General features: G+C 38.9%; 8 protein-coding genes. 4 read left to right on the top strand and 4 right to left on the bottom strand.

Annotation, left to right across the window (positions count from 1 at the left end; translation table 11 throughout):
- Positions 1-12 precede the first annotated feature (12 nt).
- Positions 13-2,214, top strand: coding sequence for a hypothetical protein (locus PVK63_RS17410; RefSeq protein WP_130087954.1), 2,202 nt, complete (start codon positions 13-15; stop codon positions 2,212-2,214).
- Between the two features lie 102 nt (positions 2,215-2,316).
- Here PVK63_RS17410 and PVK63_RS17405 read toward each other — a convergent pair whose 3' ends face one another.
- Positions 2,317-3,180, bottom strand: a complete 864-nt coding sequence (locus PVK63_RS17405; protein WP_130087955.1) for a hypothetical protein — start codon at positions 3,178-3,180, stop codon at positions 2,317-2,319.
- Positions 3,181-3,399: 219 nt separating this feature from the next.
- Between PVK63_RS17405 and PVK63_RS17400 the strand changes: the two genes are divergently transcribed.
- Entirely contained in the window at positions 3,400-6,153 is a 2,754-nt protein-coding gene (locus PVK63_RS17400; RefSeq protein WP_274440789.1) for a hypothetical protein, read from the top strand.
- Between the two features lie 79 nt (positions 6,154-6,232).
- Here PVK63_RS17400 and PVK63_RS17395 read toward each other — a convergent pair whose 3' ends face one another.
- Both PVK63_RS17395 and PVK63_RS17390 read right to left on the bottom strand, forming a co-directional pair.
- Positions 6,233-6,496, bottom strand: coding sequence for a hypothetical protein (locus PVK63_RS17395; protein WP_151655712.1), 264 nt, complete (start codon positions 6,494-6,496; stop codon positions 6,233-6,235).
- On the bottom strand, positions 6,480-7,358 hold the full coding sequence (locus PVK63_RS17390) for an SPOR domain-containing protein (RefSeq protein WP_130087956.1): 879 nt from the start codon (positions 7,356-7,358) through the stop codon (positions 6,480-6,482). The genes PVK63_RS17395 and PVK63_RS17390 overlap by 17 nt, the downstream gene beginning before the upstream one ends.
- 190 nt (positions 7,359-7,548) lie before the next feature.
- Between PVK63_RS17390 and PVK63_RS17385 the strand changes: the two genes are divergently transcribed.
- Positions 7,549-9,429, top strand: a complete 1,881-nt coding sequence (locus PVK63_RS17385) for a DUF294 nucleotidyltransferase-like domain-containing protein (RefSeq protein ID WP_130087957.1) — start codon at positions 7,549-7,551, stop codon at positions 9,427-9,429.
- A 9-nt stretch (positions 9,430-9,438) separates the two neighbouring features.
- The gene (locus tag PVK63_RS17380) at positions 9,439-10,155 is read left to right on the top strand and encodes a 3'-5' exonuclease (RefSeq protein ID WP_130048606.1); all 717 of its coding nucleotides are present in this window, start codon (positions 9,439-9,441) and stop codon (positions 10,153-10,155) included.
- Positions 10,156-10,212: 57 nt separating this feature from the next.
- On the opposite strand, the gene PVK63_RS17375 is transcribed toward PVK63_RS17380, so the two are convergent.
- Positions 10,213-11,799 (bottom strand): BCCT family transporter, encoded by a 1,587-nt coding sequence (locus PVK63_RS17375; protein ID WP_130048592.1) that lies wholly within the window; start codon positions 11,797-11,799, stop codon positions 10,213-10,215.
- Positions 11,800-11,811: the final 12 nt, after the last annotated feature.

Here is an 11,811-nt window from a genome sequence, read left to right as displayed (position 1 = left end):
ATAGAGACACTCATGATAAAAAAACGTATTCTTTCCATTACTATTCTTTTCGCCTTAACAGGGTGTAACGATGACCTATTGCTTGATACTGCACATCAAACCGTGCCGGCAATGCCAAACTCCATTATTTTTGATGATATTAACCATAATGGATTGCAAGATATTGACTCGGAACCAACATTAACTACAACGGATGCCAAGGGGCGATTCCGTCTATCAACTACCACTACATTACAAGGTGACCTCGCAGTTAAGTCGCAAGATGGAACCCTAGTGTTACGCACCCCTAACGATGAAAAAATCATCTCATCACTGACGGATTTAGTCGTGATAGAGATGAATAAAGAGAGAAATCAAGCAAGAACAGCCAAAGAAGAAGTGATACTAAAGCAAAACGCAATAAATAAAGTTGGATCAGAATTAGGGATCGCAAACACAGAAAAAAGCCCCCTTTTCTCCCACTTTATCAATGAACAAAATAATGAACTTACAGATACCGCTGAGTATTTAACTGCAACTAAAATCAGTGACCCAATAGCCTATGAAAAGAATTCATTACTTATTGCATCAACCGCAAGTCAGTTAGCAAATAATCCTATTAAGTGCAGCACAGAACAAACTTTAAGTATTACCGCCGAGGGAGAGATAGTCTGCAACGCCCCGATTACTATCAACTCTAGCCTTGCAGCCTATTTACAACAAAGTTTACCAAGCCCAATAAAAGGCATGGCTTTTGAGGGATTCGAGGCATCGCTTTTCGATTTATTTAATAACGATAACGATCTCGGTAGCAACAGTAACTCATCGCCAATAACCCTTTATAGTCCGACCTTATCGGCGACGGGTATTACGGCAAGTATTCTATGGGGAAGCAACCTTAAATTATCATCGACTAACCTCGTTTCAGGTGGTGGAACACACCTTATCACCTTAATGATGGATGACATTGGGCTGAATTTAGGTACCCTTGATAACCCCAAAAGTAACTACGAAAAAGTCAGTACAACGAGTGTCACCTTTGAATTTACCATCTTAGAGGATGATAGAAATATCAGCATTAATGTGGAGAGCCACACTCAGCTACAAAACACCATTGCTCAGTGGGATTTGTCGGTTGATGATCCATTTAGCGCCACACTCACATTAAGCTCATTATTTCACGACCCAGCAGATACCTTTAGCCATGTTGAGCTAAAACACATTGATATTCATGGCCTTGACTCTTTTGACCAAAACACCTCATCAATGACTATTGAGGGAACGCCTTTATATGCGGCCGAAGCAGGGAAAGCCCTGATTATTTCAGGAGTAGATAAACAAGGTGAGCATGTTGACGCCATTTTTTCTCTTCCAGAAGTAAAGTCAAATTACTTACCACCAGAAATAGAATACGGTGCTAATCTTGAAGATCGCTTTATTTATATCAAACCCATTGAATCGTTAAGAGATGACTCAGGAAATCACCTTGGATCGGGCGTGGTGTGTGAAATTCGCTACTTTAACTCTCTTGATTCGAGCCTGTATTCTTACGCCCGCATCTTAGAAAGTTATAGTGAGTGTCCTGTTTTTCCAGACGGCACTATCCCAAGTGAAAGTAATGGGTTTGAGAATTATGGTCAATATACGCGAGAGCAGCCCTCAAACCGCATTACTTTTGAGCTAGAAGAGGATGGTGAATTTATGACAATAACTTATCAAGCCCAAGAGATATCCACTAATGGTGAGCCACATTTACTGATGCATAATAGCGAAAGTATGGGCAATGAGAGTATGTATAGCCTCAATACTGGCTATTTATCCACTGAAATCATTAATTCGGTGCTCGTTAACCCGCTCGATACGGACATTAACAGTCAGGTGAGTTTTTTAGATGATGATGCTCAACCACAGCAATTAAGCGTAACGGCCTCTATTCCCTCTAGAGTACCAGCTGGCGAAACGGGCAGTGCTGATGCTAATTTAATTTTACATAATATGACATGTGACCAAGCAACCAGTATCTATTCATTTACCGCTGACTATTCCATTGCGGGTAATCCGATGATGTGGGATTTAGATACTACATATGAGGATAAAGGGGACGATTGTAATGTGGATTTCTCAAGCCAATCACGACTCTCTTCAGCTATTCATACTTTGTATGGCGAAGTAAATACACCGTACGCGGCAAAATATGAAGAGATATCTTTTAGTTTTAATAACTTAAAAGATTAATCTACGCGAACTTCATTGCTCTAATATAACAAACCCCGATGCCATATTGGGGTTTGTTTTACTTAAATATGATTAAGATATTAGTACTTAGCCTACCGCAGGCTAAAAGCTCCAAAGCGCCTGTAAACCGGTACTAAATGTATAAATATCCGCTTCTGGTAGTGTTGCAAAACCACTTTTGGTTTCACGCTCAGTACAGACGCCTTCTACCATTGTTTTACATGTCTCAGACTGTACCGCTTGTCGATCTGTTTCAAAGCGTTTTTCATAACCAAGCATGGCATACCATCCGAGATGAAGCCCTTTCATAATCTCGTAACTCACAGTCCCCTCAATCATTGTTCTGAATCCAAAATCAGTAAAACTAGCATCTTCAAATTGGGTGTTTTTTGTCACGCTGTAAATAGGTAAACCAAACACGGCTCGTCCGCTGATTTTCCATTTATTATCATTAAATAGCGTTCCATTATCATAAGCTACACCAAGGTCAACAAAGATGTCGGTTGAGGTTTCATCCCAAGTGCCATAAAACGCTTTATTGACGAAACCATTATGATTCTTCATGCCATAACGAGTGTATGTTTGATAGGTTAATGCCGGCCCACCAATTACTCGCCATGCTTCATCTAATTTATAATGAAGCTGAATATTGGTTGCTGTTTTTAGGTATTCAAGCTGATTAGTTTGGCTCAATACGCCGTTATTTTGCCAACTTTCCGTATCGGATAATGGAGAAAATGACGCCAGTGCATCAATAGAGAAATCAAACGTGTCGTTAATGTAATACAAACCGCCACTATTTAGCACAGGATTCATAATGGTGACATTTGAGCTCAAATTAGAATAATGTTCTTGATAGGTCACATTTTCTAACCCAAAAGTAAAATACGAATAACCGTAATTTTTCTCGCTCTCATGCGCCATCACCAAACTCGGTAGTAATCCTAACCAATATATTTTTTTCATTTTTTATTTCCACCCATCATTTTTGAGCCGAAATATGAGCGATCAATACAAAAAAACCAAGCGTACTAGTGATAAAAAAATAAAATAAATTTTACGGTTTTTTTTCTATTTCTCGTGTCTTGTGTTAACCCAAAAGAGGTAGTAAAAGTATCGCGTTTTTGAATTTATAAATAACATGCTGGGTTCGGCTACCCGACATTACAAAGGATTAAGATAAAAATGAAAAAGGTAAGTTTACTAGCAGCGTCAGTGGCATTAGCGTTAGTGGGTTGTGGCGGCTCAGATGGTAGTTCAGATACTAATACAGGTACTCCTTCAGCTGGTGGTATCGTTATTACGGGTTTTGATGGTTACTTTAAGAATGCGGTTGTGTTTGATGATATGCCTGTAGCCACACGCACATCAACAGTTGGCAAACTAGATTCTAACGATATTATTTTTGGCTTAACTGATGGAAATGGTAAAATTACCCTCCCAGAAAATACTGATATTAAAGGTACTTTGAGCTTACAAACCATTACTCCTAATGGTGATGTGCAAACAATGCTTATCGCTCGTGACCCTAATAAATTTGCAGGTATCTATACCATTGATATGGATCATCCTACTCAAGCAATGGCACACGAAGTTTCTTTCCGCACCCTTCAAGGTGAAAAAATTATCTCTCCTTTAACTGACCTTGTAGCAGCAAAAGCAGGTGTAAATCCAACGCCTGCTGAAATCGAAAAAGCGAAGGAAGAGGTAAATAGCGCTCTTGGATTAAGTGCAGAAAATACTGATATATTTTCTGATGTTATTGCTGCAGGCGATCACGCCCTACACAAAACAGCACAAATCTTAACTGAATCAAAAGTAGAAGCTGGTGATAACTATACGCCAACGACAGCTATCGCTATTGCCGTAAAAGCGACAGAAATAGTTAAAGACCCTGAAAATGCAGACAAGCTTGACCAACCTAACTTCAAACCAACGATTCCGGTAGATAACTCAGGAACTGTCGGTGAGGCAATTATTAATAATAAGCTAGTTGTAAGTAAAAGTGTTTATGACAATCTTATCAAGCAAGTAAATAAAGATAAATTTACTGATGTTACAGAAATTTCTCTGATCGATTTACCTATCGCTGAGCTATTTGTAGATACTGATAATAAAAATGACATTACTCCAACAGTAAAGATCACCACTAAAGATAGTGTCGATGTTACCGCTGATTTCGAAATTACTAAAACAGCGACAGAATTAACTATTTCAGCAAAAGATAGCATTACAACTGTTCGTAATATTTATATTGTTACATTAAGTGCAACAGATATTGCTGCTAATAATAAAAATATGGGCATAGTTAGTACGACTTTTGAAATCAAGGTTGAACTAGAAAACGCAGCTCCTACATTGAACCCACAAGTAAGAAATACATTACAAGAGTGGTTAGGTAGTTTAGAACTACAACAAAATGTTGCTGTATTTAATGAAAAAATGCGTATCAGCGAGTTATTTGCAGATGATCAAGATAAACTAACTTATAACGCTTATAGCTCTGTTGCCGGTTTAGAGTTTTCATTTCCACCATTCCTAGATGGCGGCACTGAACTAGAGATAATAGGTAAGCCAAGTCATGCGTACCCAGCTGGTGAAACGATTACCATTTCTGCAACAGATGGCACTAATACTGTCTATGAAGCATTTACATTATCCGCAATTGCAAAAGCTGGTATCACAGTTAATGAAGTTAAATATGCAGCACTACAGGAAAAAATCGCTGATATAACCTTAAAGCAAAATACTCCTGTAATAGAAGCTCAACTGAATATTACAGAACTGTTCAATACTGAAAGTGTAAACGGCTTAGGTGCTATTGAATATTATGCGGGCTTAGAAGATAAAGCTCCAGGGCCTAATGGCGAGAACCTTCATGAAGGTTTCACTACTGTAGATGGTGTTAACGTTAATGTTGACACTAATGGTATCCTTACGATTTCAGGTGAACCAGGTAAAGTTATTAAAGGTGGTTATTTCTACCTTATGACTGGTATCAATGATGATGCTCCAGATGCAATTATCTCTGAAATGGTAAAAATCACGCTGCCTGATGTGAAACCTGCTGAGGAGGTTATTCCACCAACGGATACAAAACTTGAAGATATTACATGGTATGTAGCTGAGTATGGCACAGTGAACGGTTTCGATTCAAATACAGGCCATGACCAAATTTGGTGTGAATCAATTAAATTTAATAATGGAAAAGTCTTCACCAACACTCGTTCAGCAACAAACTTAAAATCTTGTTCAGAAGCAAATGTAGAATGGGACGGAGCTACGTACATTGTATCCGAAGACGGAAAAACAGTTGATGCTTCACTTCCAATGGAAGAAAATAATGAGATATTCACAGCAAAAATGCGTTATGCATTAACTCAAGTAGAAGACGAAATTTCAAAAGGTTCTGCTACGGTGTATATGCAAGAGTTGGATGATCTTAAAGAAATCATTCATTCACAGCGTTATACATTCTTTAGCGAAAAAGCTGATTTAGAAGCACGTTTAAATATTCAATCTAACTCAGGTTGGGAAGGACGTGTATTCCCAATGTATTTGCCTAGTGCATCAGGTCCAAAATTAGGTACTGTAACTTTATCTTTAGAAGAAAACACAAATAGTAATGATGATGGTTCTTTCGATGCTGATGTTACTTTTGATCTTCCAGGAGAAAGCATTACCTGTGAAATGGTTCGTGGAGTATTCCGTAGCTTCACCTTTAGTGACGGCAACGATATAACATCACCATCTTTTGAATGCTATAACGGACAAGATGATGGTAGTGAGATTCAACACGCTACTGTAGATTTTGATTTACCAAATCTTACTGTTAACGATGTATACAGTATTTTAGGTAAAACAACAGAAAGTGGTCGTTCTCAAGTTGAACTTATTAAATTCAATATCGAATGGACAGGTGTAGGTAATAACGAATAATTCTAATTATTTACAATCAAAAACCCCGGCACTCGCCGGGGTTTCTTTTATCTACAAACTCAAACGGTTAAAAACCATATTAACCGCGCGGCTTAAACTCCAGCACCGGAGCTTTCTCACCGTCATTGACATCTTTTGGATTATTAATAACCAAAAAATCCAGTGCTCGTCCGGTTGGGCTTAATAACGCTAACTCTTCTTTATGTTCATCTTCTAAACAAATATTCAGCGTTATATTTGATAGCGCTTTTACCCCAAACTCATCTTCTAATGTTTCTAATGCTTCTTGTAGATTTTCCGCCAGAGACTTACTGTCCCAACGACCTTTAAATTGGATTTCCAACGACTTTATCCTCTGCTTTTTTCGTACACATCACATTCAACATGGATGCATTTTTTAATTCTCTTGTTGCACCGTCTTTAAAGAGGCCTAAATTATCAGCGCCCCAATAAGGTAATAATATTGGCCATTTATCTTCTTTCATGATGTTAGAATCAATCAATATTTGCCATTGTTCTTTTGATACTAAATTCATATCTATACGCTGACAAATCTCTTGGCTACCTTTTGAGCTTGCTCGCAGCCAAGGTTGAGAATCTTCCATATAAAAACCATAATCATCACTCTGAATAAATGGCACTGCAAATTGCTCGCCATTAATAATGACTTGTTTGCGAATAGTAACAGGATCAGGTGTTGGCTCAACGGCTATTTTAGGTAATTCACTTTTTTCAGCTTTCAACGCAATCTTAGGCAACGAAGCAAGAGCGACTTCTCTTAATGCTGATTGCCTAAATAGTGGATCTTTTTGTAATGCTTTTAATTGCTTTTTAGCGACCGAAAAATCGTTATACGGACCAATTAAACACCGCTTACCTTTACTTTCTTCTTTCATGTTTATTGGTGCGTCAACTTTCGATTGGATTCTACTCACCTTCTCAGCGCCAAGTGGTTTACTAAATACACCACATTGGATCCAAAACTCACTCTCACCTTGTGCTAATTTTGCACCTTGATTACCCCAAAGTGCTTCTCCAATAGGGCAAGAATCAGGCAAATAACCCGATGTGGAACAAACAGAAGTGAGCGCACTATTATTGCTCTCAAGATACTGAGTTAACTCATCAGCCGCCTTGGCTTGAGATATTGTCGCCAATAACATTAACGGCATTACTAACGTATTTGTTTTTTTAACGATTGCCATTATGGAAGCACCTTAAAAGAAATGTATCTATTAATGTTAGCAAAAAGTCAGTTGAAAATCTGAGATTCTACTGCGTATTTTTGTTTAAAAATCACGCTTATTTTCAAAATATAAACGCAATTCAGATAGATATCATCATGATGATAAACTACACTAAATCCTTACTTTCTATATTACTATCGAGCCCTACATGGAAGTTGAACTGCTAGAGATCCAACACTTTTTATCCCAATACCCTCCTTTTAATTTACTGCCTGAAGAGGCGATAAAAGAAGCGGCCCAAAGTGTCGAAATTTCTTATTATCGTGCAGAAAGCATGGTGATTGGCTTTGGTGATGAGATCAAAGATTTATACATGGTTCGTAGTGGCATTATCGAGGTCTACCGCCGAAACGGTGAGCTCTACAATCGATTAGATGAAGGCAGCATCTTTGGCCAAATGGGGCTATTGATGAATAATAAAGTGCGTTTTCCAGCGAAAGCTTTAAACGATTCTTTATTATATTGCATCCCTGAATCGGTATTTGATGATTTCTGTGAACGTTATGACGAATTCTCTGACTTTGTTGAAGTTGAAGATGCAACTCGCCTAAAACAAGCAGTAGAAAATAACCATGATGATGCGAATGATTTAACCACTTCGAAAGTAAAAACCTTACTGACTCGTGAAGCGGTTATGATCACCAAATATGAAACCATTCAATCCGCCGCAAAAACAATGGCGGAAGAGAATGTATCCGCAGTGTTAATTACCGATCCTGAAATCGATACTGAAGAAGAAGATAATGACTTTGTCGGTATCATTACCGATCGAGATCTATGCACAAAAGTATTGGCCTGTGGTTTGGATTCTAACACACCAGTTTCTGAGGTAATGTCGACAGAGCTTATCTCACTCGATCATAATGCATATGTATTTGAAGCGATGCTGATGATGCTTCGCTACAACGTCCATCACCTTCCTGTGTTGCGAAATAAGCAACCCATTGGTGTCCTTGAGGTGTCCGACATTGTTCGCTATGAGTCTCAAAACAGCCTGTTATTTGTAAGTAGCATCTTCCAACAACAAACCATTGAAGACTTGGTGATTTTATCGACTCAGCTTAAAGATTGCTTTATCCGAATGGTGAATGAAGACGCAAACTCACACATGGTTGGTAGTGCTATGTCTGAGATTGGTCGAAGCTTTAAACAACGATTATTAGAACTCGCAGAAGAGGAACTTGGTCCACCGCCAGTGCCTTATTGTTTCTTAGCGCTTGGATCTATGGCTCGTGATGAGCAGTTAATTGTTACCGACCAAGACAACGCAATTATTTTAGATAATGACTACAACGAAAAAGAACATGGTGAGTACTTCAAAGCGTTATCTGCTTTTGTTTGTGATGGCTTAGCAGCTTGTGGTTATACCTATTGCACTGGCGATATCATGGCAACCAACCCTGAATGGCGTAAAACTCAGTCAGAATGGGAAGAGTGCTTTGCTGATTGGATTGATAACCCCGATCCTCAAGCCTTATTAAACAGCTCTATTTTCTTTGATTTAAATGGTGTTTATGGTCGTACAAAATGGGCAGAGCAACTTAATGGATTTATTGTTCGTCGAGCGAAAAAGAATAATCGCTTCCTTGCCTGTCTTGCTAGAAATGGATTGCGTCGAACACCACCATTAGGATTCTTTAAAGATTTTGTGATGGAGAAAGATGGTCGTCATAATAACTCTATCAATCTAAAACGTCGTGGTACTGCTCCGCTAGCAGATTTAATCCGAGTTCATGCCTTGGCTATTGGGTCTCAAGCACAAAACTCATTTGAGCGTTTAGACGATATTATTGAAGCGGGTATTTTACCAAAATCAAAAGGCAGCGATCTTCACCATGCCATGGAGTTAATTTCGTTAGTCCGTTTACGACACCAAGCATTAGATGTAGAAGCGGGTAATGAGCCAGATAATAATATTGAGCCTGAAAACATGTCGGATTTTGAACGTCGAAACTTAAAAGATGCGTTTCAGGTACTGAGTAATGCTCAAAACTTTTTAAAATATCGCTATAGCGCGAATAAATTTTAGGAGTTAATGATGTTTCCCCATTCTCCTCAAGAAATTTTAAATTGGTCTTCTTTTTTTGATCACAAATTTCAAATTAGTAAAGATAAAAGGCTGAAGAACTTCTATAAGGCTGGTACTTACGATGAAGACACACCACTCAATGAGATTGATTTTGTGGCACTGGACTTTGAAACCACAGGATTAGATGCCAATCAAAATAGTATTATTAGTATTGGTCTTGTTCCTTTTACCCTAAAGCGTATTCGTTGTCGTGAATCACAACATTGGTTTGTAAAAGCACAAGATAGCTTAGAGGAAGAGTCCGTGGTAATTCACGGTATTACTCATTCTGATTTACAAGATGCCCCTGATTTACGCCGTATTTTAGTTAAAGTACTCGACGCCTTGGCTGGGAAAGTCGTCGTGGTACATTATCGACGAATTGAACGTGATTTCTTTGATATTAACTTAAAAAATTTGATTGGTGAGGGCATTGTCTTCCCTGTTGTTGATACGATGCAAATCGAAGGTAACTACCAACAAGAGCAATCAAAGGGCCTAATCAATTGGCTTAAAGGAAAACGACCAGAGTCAATACGCTTGGCAACAACTCGCTTACGCTATGGCTTACCGGCTTACCCTCCTCATCATGCATTAACAGATGCAATTGCAACAGCCGAACTGTTTCAAGCACAAGTTCATTATCACTTCTCACCGGGTGACCCAATTAAAAAGCTGTGGTTATAAACACAAAAAAGCCGATGAAGACAATTATTCTTCATCGGCTTTTTATTGCGTTTTTACTTAATATGAAGAACTGTTGTGCTTCTCTGTTCTCATACCCATAAGTAAGCTGACACACATTACTAATAAAATAACGGTGAATGGTAGAGCTGTTGAGATAGCACCTGCTTGTAATGCTTGAATTGCTTGAGTACCACCAACCCATAACAGAGCTACCGCAATAGCACCTTCCATGAAGGCCCAGAATACGCGCTGTGGAATTGGCGCATCCACTTTACCACCCGCAGTAATGCTATCGATAACCAATGAGCCTGAGTCTGATGAGGTAATAAAGAACACCAAAACAAGAACAACAGCAATCATCGAAAGAATATTACCCATCGGTAAAGCATCAAACATTTGGAACATGGCTAAAGATACATCAGTTAACCCTTCTGAGCCCAACGTACCGATATTATTCACGACTTGATCAATCGCTACACCGCCAAAAATTGACATCCAAAGAACAGTGAAAATCGTTGGAACAATTAATACTGCCGTTAAAAACTCACGAACAGTACGCCCACGTGATACACGTGCGATAAACATACCTACAAATGGAGACCATGAAATCCACCACGCCCAGTAGAACACAGTCCAACCGTGCATCCACGCTTCATCTTCACGACCATGAGGGTTACTTAGAGGAATAATATTCTCCACATACCCCATGATGGTTGTTGGGATAGTACCCATAGAAACAGCAAACGTTACTAGGGCAACAAAAGCCACCAATACAATCGCAATGATCATATTAATGTTACTGATCACTTTAACGCCACCATCAATACCGCGCATTACCGAGATAACCGCTAATAAAGTAACAACAAAAATAATCGCAACTTGAAGCCCTAGACCACCATCAATACCAAATACATGGTGGAAACCACTTGCTGCTTGTTGAGCACCTAAACCTAATGAGGTCGCCAGACCAAATAAAGTCGCTAATACCGCTAAAATATCGACGATATGCCCTGGGATACCCCAAGTTCTATCACCAAGAATTGGATAGAAAATTGAACGCATTGAAAGCGGTAAACCTTTGTTATAAGCAAAGAACGCTAACGACAAGGCAACAACTCCATAAATAGCCCAAGGATGAAGACCCCAATGGAACATAGTCGCACCTAATGCAAGCTTTGCCGCTTCAGGTGTATTCGCTTCAACACCTAATGGCGTTTCAAACCAACCAGTAAAGTAAGCAACAGGCTCTGCTACTCCCCAGAACATAAGCCCAATACCCATGCCTGCAGCAAATAGCATTGCTAACCAAGAAACCATAGAATAGTCAGGTTTTGCTTTATCTCCACCAAGACGAATCTTACCAAATGGTGATACGATCAATGCTAAACAAAAAATAACAAAGATATTTGCTGACCACATAAATAAACCATCAAATGCGTTGATGATTTTCCATTTAAAGCCATCTAAAACCGTTTTTGCTGCTTCAGGGTCGGTTACCGCAACGGCAATTAAGAAGAGGGCGATCAGACCAGCACTGATGCCGAAGACGGGATTGTGAACATCAAACCCCCATTTTTGAACGTTATCCTGTCCAACAGTATAGTCCGTATTATCTATACTGTATTTGTCCTTATTTCTACTCATTATTCCTCACTT

The sequence above is a fragment of the Aliivibrio sp. S2TY2 genome (assembly GCF_028765525.1).
GTDB classification, from domain to species: Bacteria; Pseudomonadota; Gammaproteobacteria; order Enterobacterales; family Vibrionaceae; genus Aliivibrio; species Aliivibrio finisterrensis_A.
This window is presented reverse-complemented; position numbering and strand designations above follow the sequence as displayed.

Coding starts and splice junctions, on each gene's coding strand:
- PVK63_RS17410 (WP_130087954.1), top strand. CDS start 13: ATGATAAAAAAACGTATTCTTTCCATTACTATTCTTTTCGCCTTAACA.
- PVK63_RS17405 (WP_130087955.1), bottom strand. CDS start 3,180: ATGAAAAAAATATATTGGTTAGGATTACTACCGAGTTTGGTGATGGCG.
- PVK63_RS17400 (WP_274440789.1), top strand. CDS start 3,400: ATGAAAAAGGTAAGTTTACTAGCAGCGTCAGTGGCATTAGCGTTAGTG.
- PVK63_RS17390 (WP_130087956.1), bottom strand. CDS start 7,358: ATGGCAATCGTTAAAAAAACAAATACGTTAGTAATGCCGTTAATGTTA.
- PVK63_RS17385 (WP_130087957.1), top strand. CDS start 7,549: ATGGAAGTTGAACTGCTAGAGATCCAACACTTTTTATCCCAATACCCT.
- PVK63_RS17380 (WP_130048606.1), top strand. CDS start 9,439: ATGTTTCCCCATTCTCCTCAAGAAATTTTAAATTGGTCTTCTTTTTTT.
- PVK63_RS17375 (WP_130048592.1), bottom strand. CDS start 11,799: ATGAGTAGAAATAAGGACAAATACAGTATAGATAATACGGACTATACT.